The 26,709-nt window shown below is 62.8% G+C and carries 26 protein-coding genes and 1 pseudogene; 17 read left to right on the top strand and 10 right to left on the bottom strand.

The window, feature by feature from the left end; all coding sequences use genetic code 11:
• Positions 1–516 (top strand): DALR anticodon-binding domain-containing protein (locus NKJ08_RS31260; RefSeq protein ID WP_352784945.1); only part of this gene is annotated, 516 nt, incomplete at its 5' end.
• A gap of 107 nt (positions 517–623) precedes the next feature.
• Positions 624–938 (top strand): ATPase, encoded by a 315-nt coding sequence (locus tag NKJ08_RS31265; RefSeq protein ID WP_352529248.1) that lies wholly within the window; start codon positions 624–626, stop codon positions 936–938.
• Between the two features lie 92 nt (positions 939–1,030).
• Here NKJ08_RS31265 and NKJ08_RS31270 read toward each other — a convergent pair whose 3' ends face one another.
• Positions 1,031–1,357 (bottom strand): hypothetical protein, encoded by a 327-nt coding sequence (locus NKJ08_RS31270; RefSeq protein ID WP_352529246.1) that lies wholly within the window; start codon positions 1,355–1,357, stop codon positions 1,031–1,033.
• 264 nt (positions 1,358–1,621) lie between these two features.
• On the opposite strand from NKJ08_RS31270, the gene NKJ08_RS31275 reads away from it, so the two are divergent.
• The 3 genes from NKJ08_RS31275 (at position 1,622) to NKJ08_RS31285 (ending at position 4,785) form a co-directional block, all read left to right on the top strand.
• Entirely contained in the window at positions 1,622–2,593 is a 972-nt protein-coding gene (locus NKJ08_RS31275) for an L-threonylcarbamoyladenylate synthase (RefSeq protein WP_352529244.1), read from the top strand.
• A 9-nt stretch (positions 2,594–2,602) separates the two neighbouring features.
• The gene (locus tag NKJ08_RS31280; RefSeq protein WP_352529242.1) at positions 2,603–4,033 is read left to right on the top strand and encodes an FAD-binding oxidoreductase; all 1,431 of its coding nucleotides are present in this window, start codon (positions 2,603–2,605) and stop codon (positions 4,031–4,033) included.
• Positions 4,034–4,218: 185 nt separating this feature from the next.
• Complete coding sequence (locus tag NKJ08_RS31285; RefSeq protein ID WP_023674094.1) at positions 4,219–4,785, top strand: DUF6101 family protein; 567 nt, start codon at positions 4,219–4,221, stop codon at positions 4,783–4,785.
• Here NKJ08_RS31285 and ubiA read toward each other — a convergent pair whose 3' ends face one another.
• Positions 4,786–5,769 carry a 4-hydroxybenzoate octaprenyltransferase gene (gene ubiA / locus NKJ08_RS31290; protein WP_352784949.1) on the bottom strand — a complete coding sequence of 328 codons (984 nt, stop codon included), beginning with the start codon at positions 5,767–5,769 and terminating at the stop codon, positions 4,786–4,788.
• A 156-nt stretch (positions 5,770–5,925) separates the two neighbouring features.
• Between ubiA and purD the strand changes: the two genes are divergently transcribed.
• Positions 5,926–7,203, top strand: coding sequence for a phosphoribosylamine--glycine ligase (gene purD / locus NKJ08_RS31295; protein ID WP_352779348.1), 1,278 nt, complete (start codon positions 5,926–5,928; stop codon positions 7,201–7,203).
• A 21-nt stretch (positions 7,204–7,224) separates the two neighbouring features.
• Here the strand turns inward: purD and NKJ08_RS31300 are convergent, their stop codons facing one another.
• Positions 7,225–8,379 carry a glycoside hydrolase family 25 protein gene (locus NKJ08_RS31300; protein WP_352529236.1) on the bottom strand — a complete coding sequence of 385 codons (1,155 nt, stop codon included), beginning with the start codon at positions 8,377–8,379 and terminating at the stop codon, positions 7,225–7,227.
• A gap of 121 nt (positions 8,380–8,500) precedes the next feature.
• Entirely contained in the window at positions 8,501–8,731 is a 231-nt protein-coding gene (locus NKJ08_RS31305; protein ID WP_352529234.1) for a hypothetical protein, read from the bottom strand.
• Between the two features lie 237 nt (positions 8,732–8,968).
• On the opposite strand from NKJ08_RS31305, the gene NKJ08_RS31310 reads away from it, so the two are divergent.
• Positions 8,969–10,732 (top strand): acyl-CoA dehydrogenase family protein, encoded by a 1,764-nt coding sequence (locus tag NKJ08_RS31310; RefSeq protein WP_352529232.1) that lies wholly within the window; start codon positions 8,969–8,971, stop codon positions 10,730–10,732.
• 37 nt (positions 10,733–10,769) lie between these two features.
• Positions 10,770–11,525 (top strand): crotonase/enoyl-CoA hydratase family protein, encoded by a 756-nt coding sequence (locus tag NKJ08_RS31315; protein ID WP_352529230.1) that lies wholly within the window; start codon positions 10,770–10,772, stop codon positions 11,523–11,525.
• Positions 11,526–11,595: 70 nt separating this feature from the next.
• On the opposite strand, the gene NKJ08_RS31320 is transcribed toward NKJ08_RS31315, so the two are convergent.
• From NKJ08_RS31320 to pdxH, 3 genes and pseudogenes are all read right to left on the bottom strand, one after another.
• Complete coding sequence (locus NKJ08_RS31320; protein WP_352529228.1) at positions 11,596–11,871, bottom strand: hypothetical protein; 276 nt, start codon at positions 11,869–11,871, stop codon at positions 11,596–11,598.
• A gap of 295 nt (positions 11,872–12,166) precedes the next feature.
• Positions 12,167–12,414: pseudogene (locus NKJ08_RS31325) on the bottom strand (CopG family ribbon-helix-helix protein).
• An 85-nt stretch (positions 12,415–12,499) separates the two neighbouring features.
• Positions 12,500–13,117, bottom strand: coding sequence for a pyridoxamine 5'-phosphate oxidase (gene pdxH / locus NKJ08_RS31330; protein WP_352532463.1), 618 nt, complete (start codon positions 13,115–13,117; stop codon positions 12,500–12,502).
• Between the two features lie 38 nt (positions 13,118–13,155).
• Between pdxH and NKJ08_RS31335 the strand changes: the two genes are divergently transcribed.
• The gene (locus NKJ08_RS31335; RefSeq protein WP_352532465.1) at positions 13,156–13,614 is read left to right on the top strand and encodes an RT0821/Lpp0805 family surface protein; all 459 of its coding nucleotides are present in this window, start codon (positions 13,156–13,158) and stop codon (positions 13,612–13,614) included.
• 100 nt (positions 13,615–13,714) lie between these two features.
• Positions 13,715–14,644, top strand: a complete 930-nt coding sequence (locus NKJ08_RS31340) for a DnaJ C-terminal domain-containing protein (protein ID WP_352532467.1) — start codon at positions 13,715–13,717, stop codon at positions 14,642–14,644.
• A gap of 451 nt (positions 14,645–15,095) precedes the next feature.
• Here the strand turns inward: NKJ08_RS31340 and NKJ08_RS31345 are convergent, their stop codons facing one another.
• Positions 15,096–16,334 (bottom strand): YcaO-like family protein, encoded by a 1,239-nt coding sequence (locus NKJ08_RS31345; protein ID WP_352532469.1) that lies wholly within the window; start codon positions 16,332–16,334, stop codon positions 15,096–15,098.
• Positions 16,335–16,503: 169 nt separating this feature from the next.
• Between NKJ08_RS31345 and NKJ08_RS31350 the strand changes: the two genes are divergently transcribed.
• Entirely contained in the window at positions 16,504–18,234 is a 1,731-nt protein-coding gene (locus NKJ08_RS31350; protein WP_352532471.1) for an adenylate/guanylate cyclase domain-containing protein, read from the top strand.
• A 10-nt stretch (positions 18,235–18,244) separates the two neighbouring features.
• Here NKJ08_RS31350 and NKJ08_RS31355 read toward each other — a convergent pair whose 3' ends face one another.
• Positions 18,245–18,823 (bottom strand): hypothetical protein, encoded by a 579-nt coding sequence (locus NKJ08_RS31355; protein WP_352532472.1) that lies wholly within the window; start codon positions 18,821–18,823, stop codon positions 18,245–18,247.
• A gap of 173 nt (positions 18,824–18,996) precedes the next feature.
• Between NKJ08_RS31355 and NKJ08_RS31360 the strand changes: the two genes are divergently transcribed.
• The 4 genes from NKJ08_RS31360 to NKJ08_RS31375 all read left to right on the top strand — a co-directional run bounded on the left by NKJ08_RS31360 (position 18,997) and on the right by NKJ08_RS31375 (position 23,462).
• Complete coding sequence (locus tag NKJ08_RS31360; protein ID WP_352777870.1) at positions 18,997–20,364, top strand: S8 family serine peptidase; 1,368 nt, start codon at positions 18,997–18,999, stop codon at positions 20,362–20,364.
• A 29-nt stretch (positions 20,365–20,393) separates the two neighbouring features.
• Entirely contained in the window at positions 20,394–21,527 is a 1,134-nt protein-coding gene (locus NKJ08_RS31365; protein WP_352532476.1) for a DUF1501 domain-containing protein, read from the top strand.
• Between the two features lie 497 nt (positions 21,528–22,024).
• Complete coding sequence (gene fabI, locus NKJ08_RS31370) at positions 22,025–22,843, top strand: enoyl-ACP reductase FabI (protein ID WP_352526954.1); 819 nt, start codon at positions 22,025–22,027, stop codon at positions 22,841–22,843.
• A 31-nt stretch (positions 22,844–22,874) separates the two neighbouring features.
• On the top strand, positions 22,875–23,462 hold the full coding sequence (locus NKJ08_RS31375) for a histidine phosphatase family protein (RefSeq protein ID WP_254818433.1): 588 nt from the start codon (positions 22,875–22,877) through the stop codon (positions 23,460–23,462).
• 58 nt (positions 23,463–23,520) lie between these two features.
• On the opposite strand, the gene NKJ08_RS31380 is transcribed toward NKJ08_RS31375, so the two are convergent.
• The gene (locus NKJ08_RS31380; RefSeq protein ID WP_023716902.1) at positions 23,521–23,784 is read right to left on the bottom strand and encodes a DUF1344 domain-containing protein; all 264 of its coding nucleotides are present in this window, start codon (positions 23,782–23,784) and stop codon (positions 23,521–23,523) included.
• Between the two features lie 275 nt (positions 23,785–24,059).
• Here NKJ08_RS31380 and aroC point away from each other — a divergent pair, with 275 nt between their 5' ends.
• Entirely contained in the window at positions 24,060–25,160 is a 1,101-nt protein-coding gene (gene aroC / locus NKJ08_RS31385; protein ID WP_352526955.1) for a chorismate synthase, read from the top strand.
• A gap of 105 nt (positions 25,161–25,265) precedes the next feature.
• Positions 25,266–26,366, top strand: coding sequence for a 3,4-dihydroxy-2-butanone-4-phosphate synthase (gene ribB / locus NKJ08_RS31390; protein WP_352526956.1), 1,101 nt, complete (start codon positions 25,266–25,268; stop codon positions 26,364–26,366).
• Positions 26,367–26,709: the final 343 nt, after the last annotated feature.

Here is a 26,709-nt window from a genome sequence, read left to right on the forward strand (position 1 = left end):
GCTGGGGAGAAGAGGCGGGAGACGGCGTTGGCGACCTCTTCTCCCCTCGGGGAGAAGGTGGCCGCGAAGCGGCCGGATGAGGGGGCTTCGTCCAACGACGATCTCCTCCAGATCGTCCGCCGGGTCGAGGCGCTCGGCTCCTTCCTTGACACCGACGACGGCAAGAACCTGCTTGCCGGCACCAAGCGCGCGGCGAACATTCTGGCGGCCGAGGAGAAGAAGAAAACGACGATCGCCGAGCATGTAGAGCCGGCTCTATTTCGCGAGGATGCCGAGAAATCGCTGTTTGCGGCGGTCAATCAGGCCGAGAGGCAAGCCGGCGAAGCAATTCAAAACGAAGACTTTTCCGCCGCCATGCTGGCGCTTAGCGTGTTGCGCGAGCCGGTTGATTCATTCTTTGAGAAAGTCCTCGTAAACGACGAGGACCAGGCCGTGCGCGCCAATCGCCTGGCATTGCTCGCCCGCATCCGTGCGGCGACCGACCGGGTCGCGGACTTCTCGAAGATAGCCGGCTGACATCCGAGAAAAAATCATCGCTGCCGGCCATTCGAGCCGGCTTACAGTCATATGCCGATGATCTCTGCGTGGCAAAAGGGACATGTTCCCAACCCACGGAGGCTTTCATGAATTCCGCTCACGACATCCAAGTGACAGAAGAGACCGAGACGCTTGAACCCACCTCCGAAACGACGCTCGACAAGGCCGCTGCCGTTGCGGTCGAGGCCGCCGATCTGTCGGACGATGAGGACGGCGACGACGAAGACACCGACGACGAAGGTACCGAAGACGATAAGTCGGCTACCCTCTCGGACGACGACGAAGAAGACGAGGAAGACGACGACGACAGCGTGAAGGCCGAAAGCGCCGGCGAAAAAGACGCTGATGACGACGAAGAATCAGACGACGCCGACGATACGGACGAAGAAGAAGCAGCCTGAGATTTCAGGCGCTTCACTCCGCTTCAGTCAGTGAACCAGGGAACCAGGGCGGCGCACTCGCGCGGCCCTGGTCTCCAATGTTTCTTCAGGCGTTATTGGGGCTTGTCGGCGGCGGGGAGCGGCGCAGGCTGCGGTGTTGCGGCCTCGGGATTTTGGCTTGCCACCTTTGGATCGGCTTTGCTGTCCGCGGCGGGCGCGGCAGCAGTGGCCGGCGCGGCTTTGGGCGCGGGCGTTGCAAAGGCATCGCCGACGATACCGCCGCGAATGATCATCGGCTTTCCGGTGAAGCCATGGCTCGGCTGGCTCGGGATCGCCGCGACCTTTTCATCGGTGATGTTTTCATCGACGTTGGGCAGCGTCTCGCCGGACGCGATGATCGACGGTGTTTTCGCCCGTTCGAGCGCGCCGGCACTGACCACCGAGGGGGTCGCCGTCGTTTGCCCGAGAAAAACGAGCGACGAAGCCTGTGCCGTGCTGGTGATAGCCGCCAGACCAAGCGCTCCAAGGATACGCACCGAAAGCATGACAATTCCCCTTGCCCAAGACGACGGCACCCTAGCCGAGGGCAATTGATGCCGGCTTGCGAGGAAACATTGCATTTTAGCGATTTGCGATTCGCCGACGCCCGGACTTGCTCCGCCGGCGTCGCCGTATTAGGCACCCGCATCCGTGAGGTGACGACAGTGGCTGAAATTTGTGCCGTCGGCGAGGCGATGGAAAGGGCGTTGGCGCTGCTCGAGAGCGGCGATGTCGTCGCCATCCCGACCGAGACCGTTTATGGGCTGGCCGGCGACGCGACCAATGGCGTTGCCGTGGCTCGTATCTTCGAAGCCAAGGGCCGACCTCGCTTCAACCCGCTGATCGCCCATATAGCCGATCCGGCGATGGCCGAGCGCATCGCGCTGTTCGACCCGCTGTCGGAAAGATTGGCGCAGGCATTCTGGCCGGGGCCGCTGACGTTGGTGCTGCCGCAACGGCCCGGCAACGGCATTCATCCGCTGGTCACCGCCGGCCTGGAAACGATCGCGCTGCGCATGCCGAAAGGCTTTGGCGGCGAGCTGATCGCCAGGTTCGGCCGCGCGCTGGCAGCGCCCAGCGCCAATTCCTCGGGCAGGATCAGCGCCACGACGGCCGAAGCCGTGGCCGCCGATCTCGGTCCCCGGATCAAGCTTGTGGTCGACGGCGGCGCGGCGCCGGTCGGGCTGGAATCGACCATCGTCAAGGTCGAAGCTGGAAAGCTGCGGCTGCTGCGGCCGGGCGGGATTGCCGCCGAAGAGATCGAAGCAGTGGCCGGGACAAAGTTGCTGCGCGGCGCTTCGGGCATCGAGGCGCCCGGCATGCTCGCCTCGCACTATGCGCCAGGTGCGGCAGTGCGGCTCAATGCTGCGGAGGTCGCACCGGGCGAAGCCTTGCTGGCCTTCGGCCGCCGCCGTGCCGAAGGCTGGCGCGATGCAGCCGCCCTGCGCAACCTGTCGGAGACCGGCGACCTGCGTGAGGCGGCGAGCAATCTCTTTGCCTACATGCAGGATCTCGATGCCAGCGGTGCCAAAACCATCGCCGTCGAGCCGATCCCGTTCGACGGGCTGGGCGAGGCGATCAACGACCGGCTTTCGCGCGCCGCCGCCCCGCGTGACAAGATCGATCGAGCACCATAGTTTCCACCCATGAACGACATTTCGCCGGATATCGACCCCGCCCTCATCGAGCGCTTTGCAGCCATTGTCGGCGACAAATATGCGCTGCGCGACCAGCAGGACATCGCGCCTTACCTCGCCGAGCGCCGCGGACTTTGGCACGGCAGGACGGCGCTGGTGCTGAGGCCGGGCAGCGTTGACGAGGTTAGCCGCATCATGCGGCTGGCGACCGAAACGGGCACGCCCATCGTGCCGCAAAGCGGCAACACCGGGCTGGTCGGCGCCCAGGTGCCGGACGCTTCCGGCCGCGAGATCGTGCTGTCGCTGTCGCGGCTGAACCGCATTCGCGAGATCGATACCCTGTCCAACACGGTGACGGTCGAAACCGGCGTCATCCTGCAGACGCTGCAGGAAGCGGCCGACGCCGCCGACCGGCTGTTTCCGCTGTCGCTTGCCGCGCAAGGGTCCTGCCAGATCGGCGGCAATCTTTCTTCCAATGCCGGCGGCACCGGCGTGCTCGCCTATGGCAATACGCGTGAGCTCTGCCTCGGCGTCGAAGTGGTGCTGCCGACCGGCGAGGTCTTCGACGATCTGCGCAAGCTGAAAAAGGACAATACCGGTTACGATTTGAAGAACCTGTTCGTCGGCGCGGAGGGCACGCTCGGCATCATTACCGCCGCCGTGCTCAAGCTTTTCCCCAAGCCAAAGGGGCGCGAGGTGGCGTTTGCCGGCCTGTCATCGCCGCAGGCGGCACTCTCGCTGTTCAGCCTGGCGATGGATCGCGCCGGAGCAGCTCTCACCGCCTTCGAGCTGATCGCCCAGAGGCCTTACGACTTCACGCTTCGCCACGCGCAAGGCGTGGTGCGACCCCTGACCGGGGATTGGCCGTGGTATGTGCTGATGCAGATCTCGTCGGGGCGCTCGGCGGAGGATGCAAGGGCACTGATCGAGGAGGTGCTGTCGGCAGGCCTCGAGCAAGGGATCGTCGGCGATGCAGTGATCGCGGCAAGCATTGCCCAGGGCGACGCGTTCTGGAATTTCCGCGAAGTGCTGCCCGAGGCGCAGAAGCCGGAAGGTGCCTCGATCAAACACGACATCTCGGTGCCGGTGGCGTCAATCCCGCCGTTCATCGAAAAGGCCGCCGGCGCCGTGCAATCGGTCAGCCCCGGCGCACGCGTCGTCTGCTTCGGCCATATGGGCGACGGCAACCTGCACTACAACATATCACGGCCGGTCGGCGGCGATGACGAGGCGTTTCTCGGTCTGTACCACGCCATGAACAAGGCCGTGCACGACGTTGTGCGCTCGTTTCACGGCTCGATCTCGGCCGAGCACGGCATCGGCCAGTTGAAGCGGGACGAATTGATCGCGACGGCCCCGCCGATGGCGATCGAGCTGATGCGCAGAGTGAAGGCCGCTTTCGACCCGGCCGGCATTATGAATCCCGGTAAGGTTATCTGATCCTTTCGCTGGCTTGCGCCGGTTCGCATTCCGATAACCATCCGCCCCAGATCAGCAAAATTTAACCGACTTTCTTAAGCGCGGGGATAAGAAGCCCGCGCTAATGTTTCTCCACAACGAGGCTGGGAAAACCGGCCCGGAGAACCGGAAACACCGGCTCTCAGGAGAAACAGGAAAGGCACGATATGAACACTGGACTGAAGCCAGTCTGGGCCGGTCGCAATATGCGCCTCGACCCATTCCGCCTGCCGCAGGTGGTGAGCTACGCCACGCGCGACGACTATGGCGACGTTACCTTCACCATCGACCAGCGCGGCGCGGTTATCCGCCGCACGCTGGAGATGAGCGGCGTGCCGGCGATCATCGCTCTGCCCGCCAACGCATTTCGCGGCGTCGCCGCCCGCGCGATGGAGGATCCGGATGGCAATGTCACAGTGACGCTTGAGCTTCTGCACAACGACCCGATGCTGTCGGTGCCGCTGCTGGTGGCCGACGATCTCGACGATGTCGCCGCCGACTGGCGCGCCTGGGCCGATGCCTACCGCCTGCCGATGCTTCTGATCGAGGCCGACGGCATTGCCCGCACGCTGGAAGAATCGCTTGGCGCCGCCATCAAGGCGCTGCCGGCGCAGGACCGCCGCAAGGGCCGCGTCTCGACCATGCGCCGCCCACGCTTCCTGGCCCGCCGCCGCGCCGGCGACCTCGGCCTCAGGCTGGTCATCGGCGGCGAGGAGCTCATTTCGCGGGAATAGCTACACCAGCGGCTTCAGCGCCACCCAGACCGCGCCGCCGATCAGGCCGAGGAAGATCAGCCAGCCGACCTGGTTGTTCGATCTGAACAGCCTTAGGCACTGGTCCGGATCGTCGATGTCGAGCACGGCAATCTGCCGTGCCATATGGGCGCCGGCGGCGATCAGCCCGGCCAGTGCCGGCACCGGTGCCTGCGCCGAGGCAAAGGCGATGGCGAAGCAGACCAGCGCTCCGCCATAGAGCCCGACGAGCCAGGCCTTGGTATTGTCGCCGAACAGGCGTGCGGTCGAGCGCACGCCGACGATGGCATCGTCTTCCTTGTCCTGATGCGCATAGATCGTGTCGTAGCCGATCACCCACAGGATCGAGCCGATATAGAGCATGACGGCCGGGCCATCGAGATCGCAGAACTCGACCGCCCATCCCATCAGCGCACCCCAGGAAAAAGCAAGGCCGAGAACCAGTTGCGGCCAGTTGGTAAATCGCTTCATGAACGGGTAGATCGCGACGATGACCAGCGAGCCGATGCCGAGCAGGATGGCGAAGCTGTTGAACTGCAAAAGCACGGCGAGCCCGACCAGTGCCTGAACGACGACAAATATCCAGGCCTGCCGGCGCGTGACCTTGCCGGCCGGCAGCGGCCGTGAGCGTGTGCGTTCCACCTGATTGTCGATATCCTCGTCGACCAAATCATTGTAGGTGCAACCGGCACCGCGCATGGCGAACGCGCCAAGAAAAAACAGCAGCAGATACCACGGCGCCGGCAGCAGCGAGAGCAGCGGATCCGTAGTGCGCGGATAGGCGCTCGCGGCAAGTGCAGCCGACCACCAGCATGGCCACAGCAGCAATTGCCAGCCGATCGGCCGGTCCCACCGGGCAAGCTGCGCATAGGGCCACAATCCCCGCGGCAGCGCGCGATAGACCCAGTGGCCGCTCGGCGCATCGGCGACGCGGCCCTGGGCCGCTTTCGACTGGACGGTTTCCATTTTGCTGGAGTGGCAGCAGAGGCGAATGCCGTCAAGCGTGAAGCATGCCCGGCACGCTCGCCACGCGCAATCGCCGCAGGAGCATCCAAATGTCTTGACCCGTCGGGCGGGGCGCAATAGCGCAGTCTTGATCGTGGAACGGTGAGGAATCTGGGCATGCGTGTTTTGCTGATCGGCTCCGGCGGACGAGAACATGCGCTGGCATGGAAGATCGCGGCGTCGCCGCTGCTGACCAAACTCTACGCTGCCCCCGGCAATCCCGGCATCGGCCGCGAAGCCGAGCTGGTGCGGCTCGATATTGCGGATCACGCAGCGGTGGTCCGGTTTTGCCGCGAGAAAGAAATAGACCTCGTCGTGGTCGGGCCGGAAGGGCCGCTGGTCGCCGGCATTGCCGACGATCTGCGCGCCGAGGGCATCCGCGTCTTCGGCCCGTCAAAGGCAGCGGCACGGCTGGAAGGCTCGAAGGGTTTTACCAAGGACCTTTGCGCCAGATATGGCATTCCGACCGCCGCCTATGGCCGCTTCGGCGATCTGGCTTCGGCCAGGGCCTATGTCGAGAAGGCGGGCGCGCCGATCGTCATCAAGGCCGACGGCCTCGCTGCCGGCAAGGGCGTCACCGTCGCCATGATGCTTGACGAGGCGCTGGCCGCGCTCGATGCCTGTTTCGACGGCTCCTTCGGCCAGGCCGGCGCGGAAGTGGTGGTCGAGGAGTTTCTCACCGGCGAAGAGGCAAGTTTCTTCTGCCTTTGCGACGGCACCACCGCACTGCCCTTCGGCACCGCGCAGGACCACAAGCGCGTCGGAGACGGTGACACCGGCCCCAACACCGGCGGCATGGGCGCCTATTCGCCGGCTCCGGTAATGACGCCGGAGATCATTGACCGCACCATGCGCGAGATCGTCGAGCCGACCATGCGCGGCATGGCTGAAACAGGCGCACCGTTTTCCGGCGTGCTGTTTGCCGGGCTGATGATCACTGACAAGGGGCCGAAGCTGATCGAATACAACACCCGTTTCGGCGACCCGGAATGCCAGGTGCTGATGATGCGGCTGAAGGACGATCTCCTGGTCCTGCTCAACGCCGCCGCCGACGGCCAGCTGGCGCACACCTCGGTGCGCTGGCGCGACGAAGCGGCGCTAACCGTGGTGATGGCAGCCAGGGGTTATCCCGGCACGCCGGAAAAGGGCTCGGTCATTCGCGGCGTCGAGGCGGCGGCAGGTGACGGTGTCGAGATATTTCATGCCGGCACCGCCATCAACGGCGGCGCACTCGTCGCCAATGGCGGCCGCGTGCTCAACGTCACGGCGACCGGCCGCACCGTCGGCGAGGCGCAGAAGAAGGCTTACGCCGCGCTCGACCGGATCGACTGGCCACAAGGCTTTTGCCGCCGCGACATTGGCTGGCTGGCGGTGGCGCGCGAGCAGGCGAATTGACGCTTCAGGCGGCCCTCAGCCTCAGCGCAGGCCGCGGTCGAATCCGGTCGAGACGCTGCTGACCGCATCGGCGGTGGGGGCAATTCCAGACACCGATGCCAGGCGCTCTTCGTTTCGCGTCCAGGCAACATATTCGGCAATCCCGCGCGGAAGGCTCAGCGCCGCCTTCGCCGCAGGCATTTGAAAGCCGCTGCTGAACCTGGCCAGGCGCGCCCTGAATACCGCGACCATCTCCTCGAAGCTTGCTGGCGTCACGCTAGCATAAGTGATGGCGCCGCCGGCGAGCCCGGCTTCGCGTGAGAGCGGCACCGGTATCGAGGCGAGGTAATCCGGCTGCACGTCGATCAGGCCGCCGAACGGCCATTGCGCGAGCAATTCCGTCGCGTTCATCGGCGCGACGTTGACGTCGATGTCGTTGGGCGTGCCCGCAACCCTGTAAGGACAGCGGAACCGGCCACAATTTGCCCGCGCCGAAAACTGCCAAAGCGCATAGCCTTGCCAATTGCCCATTGGAAAATGCACGTCGATGTCGGGCTTGTAGCGCGCGTACCACAGCGGCAGCCGCGACAGCAGCCGGTATTTGTACTTGTTGTCGGCGATATGCCTGGCGGTTGTTCCATTGGTGTAGAGCACCGGGAAGCGGCCAAGCCGCCGATGCACCTGGCGGACGAATTCCTCGGCGTCGTCGAGCGACATCCACTGCGTCGGGTCGTCGTCCTCGATGTCGAGGGCAAGCAGGTCGTCCGGCCCGGGTTCGGCGAAATCGATGAAATGATTGGCCTGGCCGACCGGATTGCCGGGACGGGCGAGGTGATAGGCGCCCCATTTCAAGCCAAGCGCCTTGGCCACGACCTTGCGCGTCTGGAACAGCTCGCGCGCCACCGCATGGCGCTTCCAAAGCGTCTTGCAGAGCCGTACCTCGGTCTCGTCGCCGAAACAGAAATAGGGTGGCGGCATGCCGTCGGACGCCTTGTTGATGAAGCCGACAAGGCGCTTGTCGGTAGCAAGCTCTGCCCAGTCGATGGAATTGTATTCGTAGGCGTCGACGACCAGTGCCCGGTCGGCATCCTTCCACGGTTCGGAGAAATCCGAGGCCTTTGCCGGCGTCAGCGTCAAGGTCACGGCCGCGACGAGGAGAAGCGCTGAGCGGACAAGAGGGTGCGCCGGCGTTTTCAAACAGCAGGTCCTTGCTGGCCAAAGCCCAATCCTGAACCGCCATGGTTAAGGAAATGCTTTCGGCTGCGGCCCGCGGATGACACGGCTCGGACAGCTTCTCCGTCGATGGTTTTGATCGTCGTCAATGGCGAGAGGGGATTTGAAACGGGTCGGGCGCCGGCACTTGCGGCAGCGTCCCCTCGGCCTCGCGCTTGCGATGATGGGCCAGCGAGCATTGTGGCGAACACAGAATGCCGCGATCCGACCAATAGGATGCGCCGTTCTCGATCTTACCTTCATGATAGCAAAAACCGGCCGCCCGGTAGGGCAGGCCGCATTCGATGCAGCGATAGGCGTCAGGTCTGGCGAGCACGGGCGGTCCGATCCGGTATTCTTGATTCCGCCGGTCGAACGTGTCCGGCTTTGCCGAATTTAGCCTGCGTCGCAGCAATTGCAAAATCTGCGTGACAAAGTTTGACGTTTACGTAAAAAGAACATGGACAGGGAAGCCCGAAAGCAGATGGTTTTGCCTCGGCACGGGTCTTAAGTTGACCTGCCGGACTGCGGGGGGCCGGACTGAGGAGGGCCGGACTGAGGAGGAGCGAACGGCATGTATCGGGCACCGGTCGAGGAAATTGCCTTCACGCTGAAGCATGTCGCCGGCTTGAAGCCGGCGCTTGATGCCGGCACTTTTGGCGAATTCGGCGAAGACCTCGTCGATGCCATTCTGGCGGAAGCCGGGCGTTTCGCCGGTGAGGAGGTGGCGCCGCTCTACAAGATCGGCGACCAGCAAGGCGCGGTGCTCAACGGCGCTGCCGTCAAGACGCCACCCGGCTGGAAGGAACTTTATCGCCGCTGGATCGACGGCGGCTGGAATGCCCTGTCGGCGCCGGAAGCGTATGGCGGCCAGGCACTGCCGACCATGCTCGGCGTCGCCGCGCTCGAAATGTGGAACTCGGCTGCAATGGCATTCGGCATCGGTCCGACGCTGACGATGGGCGCGGTCGAAGCACTCGACAAGCATGGCTCGCAGGCGCTCAAAGCCAAATATCTGGAAAAGCTTGTCTCCGGCCAGTGGATGGGCACGATGAACCTGACCGAGCCTCAGGCCGGCTCGGACCTGAATGCGTTGCGCGCCCGTGCCGAGCCGGCCGGCGACGGCACCTACCGCATCTTTGGGCAAAAGATCTTCATCACCTATGGCGAGCACGATTTCACCGACAACATTATCCATCTGGTGCTGGCGCGGCTGCCGGACGCGCCGGCCGGCACGCGCGGCCTTTCGTTGTTCCTGGTGCCGAAATTCCTGGTCGGCGACGATGGCGCGCTGGGCGGGCGCAATGACGTCTTCTGCTCCGGGCTGGAGCACAAATTGGGCATCCACGCTTCGCCGACCTGCACGATGATCTATGGCGATGGGTTCGAAGGCACCACGCCCGGCGCGATTGGCTGGCTGGTCGGCGAGGAGAACAAAGGCCTCGCCTGCATGTTCACCATGATGAACAATGCGCGCCTTGCCGTCGGCATTCAGGGCGTCGCGGTTGCCGAGGCGGCGACGCAGAACGCGCTCGCCTATGCCAATGATCGCCGGCAAGGCAAGGCGGCAAGCTATCGCGGTGCCGGCATGGCGCCGATCGTGCATCACCCCGACATACAGCGCAGTCTCCTGACCATGAAGGCGCTGACCCAGATTGCCCGCGCCATCTGCTATTCCTGCGCCCACGCCATCGATCTCGCGTCGGAGAGCGAAGATGCAAAGCACTGGCAGGAGCGCGCCAATCTTTTGACGCCGCTGGCCAAGGCGTTTTCCACCGATGTCGGCGTCGAGGTCGCCTCGCTCGGCCTGCAGGTGCATGGCGGCATGGGTTTCATCGAGGAGACAGGGGCCGCAGCACTTTATCGCGACGCGCGCATTGCGCCCATTTACGAAGGCACCAATGGCATCCAGGCGATCGATCTGGTGATGCGCAAACTGCCGCTTGGCGGCGGTCAGCATGTGCATGGCTACATCGCCGAGCTCAAGGCCGTCGCCAATGCGGTGCGAACGTCGAATGTTGAGGGCTTCGGCCGCACCGCCGATCGCCTCGATCAGGCGCTCGACGACCTGTCACAGGCGACCCGTTTCCTGCAAGACCTGCTCGACCAAGGCCGTTCGGACGAGGCGCTGGCCGGCGCGACACCTTATCTCAGGCTGATCTCGCTTGCCGCGGGCGGCGTCTATCTGGCGCGCGGCGCGCTTGCCGATCAAAGCCGCATCGCGCTTTGCCGCTTCTTCGCCGAGAACCTGCTGGGCGAGGTGGATGCCCTGAGGGAGCGCGTCGTCGGCGGCGCCGAAAGCCTCGCGGTTGCCGGCAAGGCGCTGATTTCAGCCTGACGTTCGCAACGTGCCGAAATTCACAAAGGATCGATCCGTGACAGACCACATCCTCGTCGAGCGCCAGGGCGCCATCCAGATCATCCGCATCAACCGTCCGGAGAAGAAGAATGCGCTGACCCGCGCTATGTACGCGACCATGTCGGCGGCTCTTACCGGCGGCGACGCCGATCCGGCGATCCGCGTCCATGTCTTTCTCGGCGTGCCCGGCGCCTTTTCGTCCGGCAACGACCTTGCCGATTTCATGGTTGTTGCCTTAGGCGGCGACGGCGGCTCCGAAGTCTGGGATTTCCTGATGGCGCTGGCCAAAGTGGAAAAGCCGATGGTTTCCGGCGTCGACGGCATTGCGGTTGGCATCGGCACCACGCTCAACCTGCATTGCGACCTGACCTTCGCCACGCCGCGCACGGTGTTCCGGACACCCTTCGTCGATCTCGGCCTGGTGCCAGAGGCAGGTTCGAGCCTGCTCGCACCGCAGATCCTCGGCCGGCAAGGCGCCTTCGCGCTGCTTGGCCTTGGCGAGGGCTTTTCGGCCGAGCGCGCGAAGGCCGCCGGGCTGATCTACGAGATGGTCGAGGAAGAGGCCCTCGAAGCATCGGTGTTGGCGGCCGCCGGCCAGATCGCGGCCAAACCGCCGCAAGCCCTGAAGATTGCGCGCGATCTGATGCGTGGCTCGCGCGACGACCTTGTCGACCGCATCGGCCAGGAGAGCGAGCATTTCCGCGAGCGGCTAAAGTCCGACGAGGCCCGCGCAGCCTTGACCGCCTTCATGACCAGGAAAAAAGCCGGCTAGACCTTCTGGCCTTGTATCCCATCGTGGACCCGTCGGCAGCAGCCGGCGGGTTCTCACCACGATTTCTTTGTCACATCGCCATTTTTTTACATTCGGCCTGAGCCTTTGCCGAAGACGTATCGATCATGAATGTCTTGCCTTTGGCGTCGGTCATCAACATCATGCAATGCTTGATCGGTTTCGCCATTTTCATCATCTCGGCGCTCATCTTCGAGTCGGGCATCATGGTGCCCATATGCCCATCGGGCATGATCGCCATGACCTCCCCACCCTTCATCATCGTCATTGTCCCCATCGCGTCCTCCGCAAAGGCCTGCGAAGCAAAAAGGCCGACGAGACCGGCCATCGTGACCAACCTGAGTGAATGCATTGCGTCCTCCTGAATTTGCGCCTGCGGCGCGTTGAGCCCCTTTCATGGTTCGTCCCCGCAAGCTGGAACGTTTCACGCACACGAGATCGTGATAGTGAGGGTGGAAACGGAGGGATCTCCAGTCCATCGCCACTGTGATTTTGAGCGGTTAGCAGCGGCGCAGAATTACAGCTCTATAGTGATCCTTCGCGCCGGCCGGACATCTCCCCACTGGGGTGTCCCCACTAGGTGGGAGATCTCTGTCACCGCTGCTTTGGGATTCTATTGTGGCTCATGCCTGGCTGGTGGGCTTGGCGTATTTTCCGAAAACAGCCGCTACATCGCGGTCACTGGCAAAGTCGCCGCGCTGGGCTTCCGCCAACCCGGCCTCTATCTCGGCGAGTTGCCATTCCTCACGGGGCCACAAAGTCTTCGATGGCTCGCACAGCCACGTCGGAGCGCGAGCGGTGGAGCTTTTCGGCAAGCAAGGGCGAGCCTGTCTGCGGTTTCTTCCGGAACCCGCACGGTAAAAGCGATCATGGTCATGCTTTAGTGTGGCTCAGCTGTGATTGTTGGTGAGCCAGGGTGGTTCGTCAAGTTACCCCCGGGGAGCATCCATCGTCCTCTACGGATAAAGCCTCACCTTGTCCCAACCGCCCTCGGCGTTGCGCGAAAACACCACACGGTCGTGCAGCCGGAACGGACGGTCGTGCCAGAACTCGATGGTCTGCGGCACGATGCGGAAGCCCGACCAGTGTTTTGGCCGCGGGATGCCGCCGATCGCATGACGCGCCGTATATTCGGCGACCGCCTTTTCCAGCGCGAAGCGGCTCTCCAGCGGCCGTGACTGTTTGGAGGCCCAGGCGCCGATGCGGCTGCCGCGCGGACGCGTCGCGTAATAGGCGTCCGCTTCGGCGTCGGTGACGATCTCCACCGGGCCGCGCGCCCGCACCTGCCGGCGCAGCGATTTCCAGTGGAAGCACATCGCCGCTTTCATGCTGCCCAGAATCTCGCGGCCCTTGGCGCTCTCGAAATTCGTGTAGAAGACAAAGCCGCCCTCATCGAACCCCTTGAGCAGCACCATACGCACATTCGGCATGCCCTCGGCGTCGACCGTCGCCAGCGCCACGCTGTTGGGGTCGTTGATCTCGCTCTTCGTCGCGTCGTCGAGCCACGCCGCAAAAAGCCGGAACGGCTCCGCGGCCTCGGTAAAGTCACCGCTTATTAACCCAGTTTCGCTCATAGTTTTCCCAATTTGTCGCCGGCTGGGGAGATTGCCGATTGTCGCGTATCGCGCAAGCTTTTGACAGTGGGCAATGGAGCGTTATCGCTTCGGCCAGCGCCAAAGCAATGATCGTGATAGTCGTCCTGCCGCTTGCCGCCTGTGGCGGCGGCTTCAGCCTGGAGCAGGCGGAGGTCGACCGCTCGGTGCTGACCTCGAGCACGCCGGCCTCAGTCACGCCGCTCGATCAGGACCGCGCCTCCGACCAGGCCACGATCCGCAACGCCGTGTCCTCCGCCGACGTCGAGCAACTGGCCGGGCAGGCCGTTCCCTGGGCGAATGCCGACACCGGCTCACGCGGCTCCATTACCGAGCTCGCGGAATTCAGGGCTAACGGCGAGACATGCCGCCGCTTCACCGCGTCACGCGAAAGCTTCGACGGCGTCGCGCTGTTCAAGGGCGAAATATGCCTGGCCGGCGGCAGCATCTGGCGCTTGCAGGACTTCAAGGCGCTCTGATTTTCCGCCGGCAACATGGTGGTAAGCCACTGGAATTCCTTCCTATGCGAGCGCATATAGGAGGCGACTATGGACTCACTCCGTCTCCAGGGCAGGAAGCATGCGCGACCCCTATGAGGTGCTGGGCGTTGCCAAGAACGCATCGGCCAAGGACATAAAATCGGCGTACCGGAAGCTCGCCAAGAAGCATCATCCAGACCAGAATCCGGATGATCCCAAGGCGAAGGACCGTTTTGCCGCCGCCAACCAGGCGTACGAGATCGTCGGCGACGAGAAGAACCGGGCGGCTTTCGATCGCGGCGAGATCGACGCCGACGGCAAACCGCGTTTCCAGGGTTTCGAAGGCGCGGCCGGCGGTGCCGATCCTTTCGCCGGTTTCCGCCAGCAGCAAGGGCCGGCCGGCGCTCATTTCGAATTCCGCACGGGCCGTCCCGGCGGTGATCCGTTCGACGGCAACAGCGACATCTTCAGCCAGATCTTCGGCGATGCCTTCACCCAGCAGCGCGGCGCCGGCACGGGCGGCCGCCGTCAGGCCCCGACGGCCGCAGATCTCAACGTGACGCTGGACGTCACCATCGAGGAAGCCGCCACCGCCGAGAAGGTGACGGCGATGTTCCCTGACGGCCGCAAGATGGCGGTCAAGTTGCCGGCCTATATCGAGGACGGCCAGACCATCCGCCTGAAAGGCCAGGGTGAGCAAGGGCCGGGGCAGCCGGGCGATGCGCTGGTCAAGATCCGCTTTCGCCGGCACCCCCGCTACCGCGTCGAGGGCCGCGACCTGCATGTCGACCTGCCGGTGGAACTGGCCGATGCGGTGCATGGCGCCAAGGTGGCGGTCGAAACTCCGACCGGCAGGATTGCGGTCAATGTTCCCCCTTGGTCGAGTTCGGACAAGGTTCTGCGGCTGAAGGGCAGGGGCCTGCCGGAAAAAGCCGGCGGGCACGGCGACCTCTACGCACATGTGCGGCTGATGCTGCCGGAAGGCGGCGACGCCGAACTCGAGGCGCTGATGCGCCGTCGAAAGGGCTGACGGTCGAAAACGCTGGCGCTTGATACCGTGTGTGAAAAGCGGGCGTGAGTGGTTTCGTGCCGTCGATTATCGACAGGAAACGAGCAACCAGCGCCACTTACGGACGCTTCTGCGATGCACGGAACGTCTTGATTGGGCCAGGAGCGTTATCGCCGAACCACTACTCGGACGTCGCGTTTGGGCCGAAGCGGACTTGCGGCTTCGAGGCTCGGAATGTCAGAAGCGGACCTTGAGGCGCCCTGCGCACGTCGACGTGAACTGGACCCGTTGCGGACGTTCCTGAGCCGACTTCTTTTCCCGATAGACATTGGCCTAGAACAGCGTTCATGACCCATTGCTGACTGGCCTAGGCTTCCGGCGGGACGGCATACCTGCCTGCCTGGTCTCCGGAGCGATTAGGCAATCTTGTGAACCAAGTCTCGGTGGCGGCTCCGGGTTAGATGAGCTCTTATCACAATGGAAAGGGAACCTCGTGGATGGCCTGGGGAACTGATGGCTTCAAACCTAGGCGCACAGGAACATCATAGAGCCTGCCGCCGCCCAACCGGGGCTTGGTAGGACGAAGTCCAGGTACAAACACCCGTGCAACAGGCGATTCGGCGTTGTGCGTCAGGTTGACCGCAAAGATCTCAAGTTCCTGCTCGCGGCAGATGTCGAGGCAATAGTTCCAATCCAGTCGCAACTCGGCTGACGAGGCCTGAACTGCTGAATTGCCTGACAGGTGAGGACGGCGGTGAATGTTCTCGTCCATGTGCCACCGATAGAGGTGCAGCGCGCCGGGGGTGAAGGCCGCCGTGCCGGACATATCGGCGTTCCGTTTGAGCAGGGTAAGGTTCGCCTCACATTCTGCAAGTTCCCCCACCGCGCGCCGGGCCGCCTCCGACATGGATCGTCCGGCCGCGAATCCGAACGCAATCGCGCCACCCCCGACGTGATGAGAAATTGCAGCGACAATGGGGATGGGCAGGTCAAGCGTCAGGAGGAGAAGCCGCAATTCGCGGTACTGCGTCTGCAGCCAATCGGCGTATTGGGACGCCAGTCCATCCGACAGCGAAGTCAGGTCTATCCGAGGCAGAACCAGCCGATTGTACCACCATATGGCTGTTGCATCGCGCTCCACGACTTCGCAGAAGCCGCGCACGACCGCGTCCTCTATACTCGTTCCCCTCGCAAGACCATTGGAGTCCGCCGGGGGCAGACCTGATGACTCATCGTTGGGATACCCGAGAAAGCACAATCCCGCAGGCACCCAGGCCTCGCTCGTGCTGAAGCGCGGATCGCTCCGGATCCAGTCCAGCGGCTGCGACCTGCGCCAGCGGATCGGGACCGCGCGGCTATCATCGACGTTTTTGTTCCAATGCAGCCGCTCGCAATACTGCGCATCACTGAAAAGTGTGAGTGCAGGCGGCTCGATCACGCGCCCGCGCAATTCGCCGGCGCGGGCGCGTGAGAGTCGCTCATGAGGGATCATCTGGGCGAAATAGGTTTCATCGGCCTCATACCCGCAGGCGGTTGCCGCCTCCTGGGTGGTGTTGCCCCACCCTGACGCAAAACGAGAAGGTCTGGCCCCTCGTACGGGACCGACCGCGACCGTGATCGGGCATCCGAGCGTGGGATCGGTGATCACGATGGGGCCGTAAACCAGGCTTGACCCGCCGGCCCCTGCCTCGGACGCCTGCCGCTCCGGCATTATGGACCCTTCACCCAAGCACGGCCCTCACATGTTCAATCCTCTACACTATCGGCACCAATTGCTCATTCGCACGCTGACACGCACTGGAGTATGATGCAAACTCCTGCGAGACACTTTGATATCGTCAAGCCAACGTCGAACATAATACAACCCGCCGAGGGGAAGAATGAACGCGGGCGACAGCAATCTTCAGCGACGTCTGACGGCTATCTTGGCTGCTGACGTGGTCGGTTACTCGTCGCTGATGGCCCGGGACGAGGAGCGCACCTTTGCGCTCGTCAAGCATCTCATGCAGGACGACATAGAGCCTAGGATCACGCAGCACCGGGGACGGGTTGTGAGAACGACCGGAGACGGGATGCTCGCCGAGTTCCCAAGCGCTTTCGGAGCCGTGCGGTCAGCAGTGGAAGTCCAGGAACTGCTTGTCGGTCAGTCTTCGGGGAAGGCCAGCCAGGAAATTTTTCTCCGAATTGGGATCAACTTCGGTGATATCATTGTCGATACCGATGGCGATGTGTTTGGAGATACCGTCAACATAGCCGCGCGCCTGGAACAGTTCGCCAGCCCGGGCGGCATCTGCCTTTCCGGAAAGGTGCACGACGAAGTTCGCGACAAAATTCATCTTCCGTTTGAATATTGCGGCGAACAGCATCTCAAGAACATTCCGCGCCCGATTCCCGTATACTCGTTGTTCCACAAGCCCAAAGGGCTGCCACCTGCATCGACTGCACAGTTGGCTGGTCCGAGCAAGCCCTTCATCCTCGTTCGCCCGTTCAAGAGCGCGGGCGACGTCCAACCCTATTTCAGCGGCGGCTTCACCGAAGACATCGTCACGGAACTGACGCGCTTTACTCAGCTTACGGTTGCGTCCTATTACACGTCGACGCGGCTCAAGGATGTGGACCTGGTCGCGGATAACGGCGTGGATTTCGTCATCGAAGGCGGCATCCGCCGCATGGGCCAGCGAATGCGCATTACATGCGAGCTGGTCGACGCAACCTCGGGTGAGTGCTTGTGGGCCGAGCGCTACGACGGGGACGAGCAGGACATCTTCGATGTCCAGGACGAACTGATCGGAAAGATCGTCGGGACTGTTATCGGCCGTCTTACGGCCGCAGGCGCCGAGAAGGCGCGGCGTAAACCACCTGCCAATCTTGCGGCCTATGAGTGCGTGCTTCGGGGCAATGCCCTGCCCCTGGGCGACATCGCGGCCGAAATGGAGGCTCGACAGTGGTATCAGCGGGCGATCGAGCTCGATCCATCCTACGGGCGCGCGCACGCCAAGCTCGCCCACTATAAACAGCTTGAATGGTTTCGCGACATGGGGCCGTCGGATGCGGTGCTTGCCGAGGCTTATGACATCGCCAAAAAAGCGGTGGCGCTTTCCCCCAACGATCCAGTCTGCCTGAACATACTGGGCTGGGTGCTCCTCCACCGTCGTGATTTCGACGTCGCATCGCAGCTATACACACGCGCGCTCGAACTCAATCCGCACGATCCCGAGCAGGTCTCCTACCAAGGGACTTATCAAACATTTGCCGGCGAGCCCCAAAGTGCCTTGGACTGGTTCGAACGGGCGCGAGTGCTCGATCCGCTGTACGAGCCTTCATGGTATTGGCCGTTCCGCGGTCTTGCCCATTTCATTGCCCACCGTCCGGATAAGGCAGTCGTCGATCTGGGCCGCTCGTCCACCATGCCGACCTGGGTTAAGGTCTATCTGGCTGCAGCGAACGCCCTGCTTGGCCGAAACGAAGAGGCGAAGAGCTACACGTATCTGGTTCTGCGTGGCGCACCGGAGTTCTCCGGGCTGCGGTTCGCCACCAAGGAACCTTACAAGCTGGACGGAGACCGTAACACGCTGCTCAACGGCATGCGGGAAGCGGGATTGCCCGAGTAGGAACTGGCGACTATCTGCAGCCGAAGAGCACGGCCGTGGCGAGCTCGTCATGGTAGTGCCGGCCCTGGGCATATTTGTGATAGTTGTGGAGATAATCGATCAGATCGCCGCGGGTCAGGACCCCCCTCGGCACCTGGGGCACCACCACATTGATCAAGTTCGGTTCGTCCACGTGAACTTCGACAGACACTCCCGCTTCCACGATGTCTTCCAGCACCATCTTGAGATCACGCTTCAGGTCCGCATAGGCGGCAGCATCCGGGATCGCGTCGCCCCCGTCGAGAGGGTCATCCCCGTAGATTATGGGCTGCCCATTCAGATCTTCTATCGTCAGTGTCTGCGAATGTGGCGCTGTTCCGGCGGCGGTGGCCTGGACCCTGATGTCGCCGATAACACGGCCTGCTTCCGGGCGAAGTCTTATAGTATCACCGACGGCGAAAATCTGCCGATCAATGGTAATTGTTAGAGGATTTGTTGAATCCATGGACAGGATACGTGACGAGGCCGGCAAAAGCTTGAGCCAGGCCCCTACGATCGCTGCGCCGATCTCTTGGACTTGCCGACCTGGCTTCAATTCTGCCCTGGGCATCGCCGAGGCTCCCCTCCGAGGTCAATGCAAATAGCCTAAACGCATTTTGCATCTGTCGCAAGCAGTGCGCAGGCGGCATGCTCGCATCGACTCAATGTTTTCGTGGACAGAAAACCGTATTGGGAGCATTCTGATCCTCGCGGTATCAGTAACGACAGCCGGAGGATGCACGAATGATACTTGCTCAACTTCGTGTGCTGTTGATCGGCTGTCTCCTCGCCGCTGTCGGAACAGTGAGACCGGAAGCGTCAAGCCAGGAGGGCTTCACCGACAGCGGTAACATCGAAAAGACTTTCATCGTCGACATCGCCAGGGCGGAGGAGTTACGCAGGGATATCGGCGCGCTGAACAAGTTCATCGCAGGCAAGGGCAAGCTGGAAGCGGTGGATATGCCGGATATCGGTATCAGCATCGTGACGGGGACCTTTTCCGAGAGCGAGATCAAAGAGCTGCGCTCCAGGGGATATGAGGAGCCGGATCCTTTCGTGGTGAACCTGTTCGATGGGGCCACCTGCGAGGGGCCGGAACTCCTGGGCACCTCGCCGACTGCGGACATTGTCCCTCCCAGCGTCTGCAGGGTCGTCGGGTCACCACAGGCGGTGGCTTCAGGATCGCCCACCGTGTGGATCATCGACAGCGGAGTGGATTGGAGCGTTGTCACCGCGGGGCTCCTCAAGGTTCAGGAAGCCATCGATTGCACGAGCAGCCCATGCCAGACCGTGTCGAGCCTCGACGACACGGTAGGGCACGGGACGATGGTGGCAGCAGTTATCGGCGGAAAGCGTGTCCAGCAGGGCAACCAGTATGTAGGTCTGGTTGGTGTAAGCCCCGACGCCCCGCTCAAGATCGTAAAGGCCTTCAGTAAGCTGAAGACCGAAATTATCGGCCCGCCTCTTCTCGCCCTTCGCCATGTTCGGGACAACGCGGTCGCTGGGGATATTCTGAACGTGAGTTGGGGTGCATTATATCTGGAGAGCACCAGACGCGGAAGCACGCTGCAAGATCTTAAATTTCTCGACGCCCTTCTTTATCAGATCGCCGACCGCCAGGTGCGCGTTGTCGTAGCGGCGGGCAATCCCCGGGAAGACGAAGAGGGCCCTTGGGTACAGTCTTATTTCCCGGCCAATGCAGCGACTTATTTTTCGCCTGTGACGACAGGAAACAAGGTGGGAGCGATATACAGCGCGTCGGCTTCCAACAGCGAATATATTCAGGTGGCAACTCCTGGGAAATGCCAAGGCATCAGCAACGCCTGGTGCGACACGCTATGGCGCGGGGGGGCGTTCGGCGCGTCCTATTCCGAACCGGGCGTCAATGTCCTGTCACTGTGGAAGAGCCGAAAGAGCGGCAAGCTCCGGAGGAACATCTGTTCGGGCACATCTTTCGCAGCCCCGGCACTTGCCGGCCTTTTGGTTCGCAACGCGCAGCCGACGAACAAGGCTCTGATAACGGGAAGTCTTATCCCGAATACGGATCTGGTAGGGTATATGACCGCGGGTACGCCGGTGAACCCAAGTTCGGACGAGCCTAAATGCAACTGACCCGAAGAGCAGCGCTGCAAGGTTTGGCCTTGGCGTCCGCGTTCGGTAGCGTGCGTCTGGCCGGTGCCTCGCTTGTGGACGAAGATCCTCGCCTTCTGCTCGTCCACGTGCGCGGCGGACTCGATGCATTAGCTGCCGTGCCGCCCTACGGCGATCCGCATTTTGCCTCGGCGCGCGGGCCCCTCGTGCCTTTCCCGAACTCCGGCGTCGCCGAGATGCTCAAGCTCGACGGGTTCTTCGCACTTCATCCGGCGCTCGGGCCACTCCTGCCCTACTACTCGTGCGGCGAGTTGCTCATCGTGCCCGCGACCGCCATTCCGGATGCGGGCCGGTCCCACGCGGCCGCCCAGGCGGCGCTGTTCGACGGCGATATCGACGGCGGCAGCGCCGGATGGCTCGACCGGGCTTCGTCTGTACTGTCGCGCCGGCAGAAGGCGGTGTGGCAGGCCAGACCGGCCGATCGATCGATGGACATGCTGGCCGATCTTGCGCTGGCCAATCCTCGGCTCGACCTCGTCCGCCTCTGCGCCGAGGGCACTTGGCCGTCCGGCGGAAAGGGCAGCGAAAGCCTGCTGGAACAACATGCCGCATGCGACGCGGTTCGCTTCGGCGACGCGGCCAGGAGCGCGGCTCTTGCCCTGTCAGCTACCGGCGGACCGCGGATCGCGATGCTCGAGGTGGCCGGCTTCGACACGCATGTGGCGCAGGGAGCGGACTTCGGAAGGCTGGCGCGGAGTTTGAATGGGCTGGCGCGGGGTCTCATTGCATTTGCCCAAGCGTCCGGGCCTGCCTGGAACAGGACGGCGGTGCTGGTGGTCACGGAGTTCGGCCGTTCCGTAGTGCCCAACACCGACGGCGGCACTGATCACGGGGCCGCGAGTGTCACATTGTTAATGGGTGGCGCCGTTGCCGGCGGGCGAGTAGGCAATCGGTGGCCCGGTCTTGCTCGAGACCTGCTTCATGGCGGAACAGACTTGGCTGCTACGACGGACGTACGATCGATCATAAAGGGCGTGCTGACGGAACACCTGCGTCTTCCTGACCGAGCAGTGGCTAAAATTTTCCCAGGCGCTGCCGGGATACCGGCGGTGCGTGGACTGTTTATCAGGAGCCTGTCCAGGCGGAGGTTAGACCGCTTCGACGTGATCTCCAGCGCGGTTTAGCTTCTTATCCGCGTTTTCGTCGGCTACGGGACGCATCGGACTGCAATAGGCGACGCCTAATCTTAAGTGGCCGCTTCTAAGAAGCTTCCGGAATGACGGCTATTGTGAAGGGTTTCGAATGCCGGCGCCTATAATGTCCGGTTTAAGGCAATGGCCGAGCTAACTTGAATGGCCGAGATTAGGCGCAAAGCGGTCGCCCACGGCCCAAAGTATGGAAGTCGGCTTGGGGTCATGAGAGTGACTTCGGCCACTGGCCAAAGAACTTCCGCCAAAGGGTCATCTTCCCCCGTGCCACACCGATACCAGTGTCGGATTTTTCCACTGGCCACGACCGCAAGGTCAAAGCGCTACAGCGTCCTTTGCACGTCCAAAAGGACGCGCGGCTCTGTTGAGCAACCGCTTTGTCCCCCGAACTGTCCGCTTTGAACGCTTGAAGGGGCACTGTGGCTGTGCGATAGGCACTCCACAAAGCAGACAACCTTGCGGAGAGCGCTGACATGGCGGGTGGACGGGGCCTTATGGCCGGCAAGCGCGGCCTTATCCTTGGCATCGCCAACAATCGCTCGATTGCTTACGGCATCGCCAAGGCCTGTGTCGATCACGGCGCCGAGATCGCGCTGACCTATCAGGGCGAGGCGTTCAAGAAACGCGTCGAGCCGCTCGCGGCGGAACTGGGCGCGCATGTCGCGGGCCATTGCGACGTGACCGATCCGACCAGCCTCGATGCGGTGTTCGCCGACATCGCCAGCCATTGGGGCAAGCTCGATTTCCTGGTCCACGCCATCGCCTTTTCCGACAAGGACGAACTGACCGGCCGCTATGTAGAAACGACGCGCGACAATTTCCTGCGCACCATGGATATTTCGGTCTATTCCTTCACCACCATCGCCAAACGTGCCGAGGCGCTGATGACCGATGGTGGCTCGCTGCTGACGCTTACCTATTACGGCGCGGAAAAGGTGATGCCGCACTACAACGTCATGGGTGTCGCCAAGGCGGCACTCGAGGCCAGCGTGCGCTATCTGGCCGTCGATCTCGGCGCCAAGAAGATCCGCGTCAACGCCATCTCCGCCGGCCCGATCAAGACGCTTGCCGCATCCGGCATCGGCGATTTCCGCTATATCCTGAAGTGGAACGAATACAATTCGCCGTTGAAGCAGACGGTCACGCAGGAGGAGGTCGGCGATTCCGGCGTCTATTTCCTGTCCGACCTTTCGCGCGGCGTCACCGGCGAGATCCATCATGTCGATTCCGGCTATCATGTCGTCGGTATGAAGGCGGTCGACGCGCCGGATATTTCGACCGTCAAAGACTGACGCCACCGCCTGACCTCTTCCGGAAGACCTGATGTACCCGCTCGTCTATATCGTGCGCCACGGCCAGACGGCGTGGAACGCCGAGGCCCGGCTGCAGGGGCAGGCCGATACCGACCTCAACGAGCTTGGCCGCGAGCAGGCTAGCCGCAACGGGCGCAGGCTGGCCGAACTCATCGACAAGCCCGAAGATTTCGACTTTGTCGCCAGCCCGATGCGGCGCACGCGCGAGACGATGGAGCGCCTGCGCGCGGCGATGAAGCTCGATCCGCACGCCTATCGTACCGAGCCGCTGCTCGTGGAATTGAGCTTTGGCGACTGGCAGGGTTTCACCTTTGCCGAACTCGAGGCGAACAATCCCGGTTCGACCAGGCGCCGCCGGCTCGATAAATGGAATTTCCAGCCGCCCGGCGAGGGCGCCGAAAGCTATCAGATGCTGCTCGAACGGGTGAAGCCGTGGTTCGACGCGCTCGATCGCCAGACGGTCTGCGTGACCCATGGTGGCGTCATGCGCGTAATGTTCCGCTTGGTGCTGAGGATGTCCGAACAAGATGCGGTCAGCATGGACGTGCCGCAGGACCGCGTGCTCAGACTGGACGGCCGGCGCCTGGAGTGGCTTTGAGACCGGTGACGTATGTTGAGATCAGGTCAGGCCGGCATCAGCTGAATATCGACGCGCCCTATTCGGTCGATCCGGTGTCCGGCAGTTCCATGTCGGTGACGACGTTCTCGCCATTGGTCACGTCATAGGCGAGGACGATGTCCATGCCTGGCTTCAGCGCATCGAGGTCGGTTTCGGCGTTCAGCTTGTAGGACTTGCCGTCGTCCAGCGTCAGCGTCAGCGCATCCTTGTCGACCTTCTTGATCAGGCCTTCGGTCTGGCCGGCGAAGGCGGCGGTGGAAATCAACAGCGTGGCGGCAACAGCGCCAATCAGGATACGCATCATCGTCCTCTTTAATCATTGCCGGTACAGCGGCTCGGTCCAACGGAACGGAACTGAGCAGAAACCAATCGAATGTGTCAAAACTAAATCCGCCGGATCACAGTTTGACCACTGTGGAAAACGCCAATAGAAGGCAGGTTACAGCGCCGCGCGTCCTCCTGGACGCGCAAAGGACGCTGTAGCACTTTTGATTTTGTGCATGATCCTTTCCGAAAATCGCTCCGATTTTCGGGGTCATGCGCTGGGCCGGCTCCGACGCCGGCAGGGCTGGTTCCATGTCGCACAACACGTACGGCCATCTTTTCCGCGTCACCACCTGGGGGGAAAGCCACGGGCCGGCGCTGGGCTGCGTCGTCGACGGCTGTCCGCCCGGCATCCGCTTCAGCCGCGACGAGATCCAGGCCGAGCTCGACAAGCGCCGCCCCGGCCAGTCACGTTTTGTGACGCAACGTCGCGAACCGGATGAGGTCAAGGTCCTGTCCGGCTTCATCCTCGATGAGGACGGCGAGACGATGATCACCACCGGCACGCCGGTGTCGATGCTGATCGAGAATGTCGACCAGCGCTCGAAAGACTATGGCGACATCGCCCGCCAGTTCCGGCCGGGCCATGCCGACTACACTTACGAGGTCAAATACGGCCTGCGCGATTACCGCGGCGGCGGCCGCTCCTCGGCGCGTGAGACGGCGGCGCGGGTGGCCGCCGGGGCGCTTGCCCGCAAGGTCGTGCCAGGAATGGTGGTGCGCGGCGCGCTGGTCTCGATGGGCGAAAAATCGATCGATCGCGCCAATTGGAACTGGAATTTCGTCGGCGACGCCGAAAACCCGTTCTTCACTCCCGACCCGGCGTCGGTCGCCGTCTTCACCAAATATCTGGACGGCATCCGCAAGGCGGGCTCCTCGGTCGGTGCGGTCATCGAGATCGTCGCCGACGGCGTGCCGGCGGGGCTTGGTGCGCCGATCTATGCCAAGCTCGACCAGGACATCGCCTCGGGCCTGATGTCTATCAACGCCGTCAAGGGCGTCGAGATCGGCAACGGTTTCGAGGCCGCCCGCGTCACCGGCGAGGAGAATGCCGATGAGATGCGCATGGGCAATGACGGCAAGCCGGTCTTCCTGTCCAACAATGCCGGCGGCATCCTCGGCGGCATCTCGACCGGCCAGGCGATCGTCGCGCGTTTCGCGGTCAAGCCGACCTCGTCGATCCTGACGCCGCGAAAGTCGATCGACAAGGACGGCAACGACGTTGAGATCATGACCAAAGGCCGGCACGATCCATGCGTCGGCATCCGCGCCGTGCCGATCGGCGAGGCGATGGTTGCCTGCGCGATTGCCGATCATTATCTGCGTCATCGGGGACAGACAGGGAGGGAGTAGGGGAGTAGGGGAATATGTTACGCAGCTCTCGCGACAGCAATTTCGCTTTTCCCTACTCCCTTACTGCCTTACTGCCCTATTCCCCTACGAGTGAAACGAGCGCCTATGCCTTACGACCAGAAGAAGATCGTTGAAGCCCTGCGCGCCTTCGAGCGCGGCGAGATCGTCGTCGTCATGGACGATGACGGCCGCGAGAACGAGGGCGACCTGATCGTCGCCGCGGTCCATTGCACGCCGGAAAAAATGGCGTTCATCGTTCGCAACACGTCAGGTATCGTCTGCACGCCGATGCCGCGCGAGGAAGCAAAGCGGCTCAACCTGTCGCCGATGGTCGCCGACAATGATTCGGCCCACACCACCGCCTTCACCGTCAGTGTCGACTTCAAGCACGGCACCACGACCGGCATTTCGGCGGACGACCGCACGCTGACGGTGCGCAATCTCGCCAATGGCAATGTTGGCGCTTCCGATTTCGTCCGCCCCGGCCACATCTTTCCGCTGATCGCGCGTGAAGGCGGCGTGCTGATGCGTTCGGGCCATACCGAAGCCGCGGTCGACCTCTGCAAGCTCGCCGGCCTGCCGCCGGTCGGCGTCATTTCCGAGCTGGTCAATGATGACGGCACCGTCATGCGCGGCCCGCAGGTGCAAGCCTTCGCCGAAAGGAACGGCCTGAAGCAGATCTCGGTCGCCGACCTCATCGCCTACCGGCAACGCAAGGAAACGCTGGTCGAGCGCGTCGCCTGTTCCGATATCGAGACGCCCGGCGGCAAGGCACAGGTCTTCACCTACACGCTGCCCTGGGACTCCATGCATCATGTGGCGGTCGTCTTCGGCGATATCCGCGACGGCGTCGAGGTGCCGGTGCGCCTTCATTCCGAGGACGTGGTCAGTGACGTCTTCGGCACCAGCCACGGTCTGGACGCCATCATGAAGGCGATGGGCGAGCGCAAGCGCGGCGTTATCGTCTATCTGCGCGAAGGCTCGGTCGGCGTCGCCCATCAGGAGCGCAAGCGGCCGGCTGCCGGCGACCGCGAGGACCATGAAGAGGCGCGCCGCCGCGAAAACGAATGGCGCGAGATCGGCCTCGGCGCGCAAATCCTCAAGGATCTCGGCATTTCCTCGATCAATCTGATCGCCTCGCGCGAGCGCCATTATGTCGGCCTCGAAGGCTTTGGCATCCACATCGCCAAGACCGAGATTCTCTGAGACGGAGCTCCGGCACGCCGCGGTCTCTTGATGAACTGTGACCAGTCCTCAGCCCGATATCGCAGTCGCTCAACCAGTAAATTGAAGGCCGGCCAGTAAGGCGGCGTCAAAGCGCATGCCGAGACGCGCCTCGAGCCTGGCCGCAGCGCGCGTAACCGTGCTCCCCCGAATGGCCGCCCCGCGGCATTTATGAAATTTGTGCATAGGGGCATGCGGAATCAAACCCCTAATCGCGAGCGCTGCCCCACCTCTCATGATTGCTGACAATGGCCTTTGACATAAGCTGCAGCCCGCCGATCCGATCGGCGGTCGAGGCACTTGTACGGCGGATATGAGGTGCAAG

This window comes from Mesorhizobium sp. M0244 (assembly GCF_040321795.1).
In the GTDB taxonomy this organism is placed as follows: domain Bacteria; phylum Pseudomonadota; class Alphaproteobacteria; order Rhizobiales; family Rhizobiaceae; genus Mesorhizobium.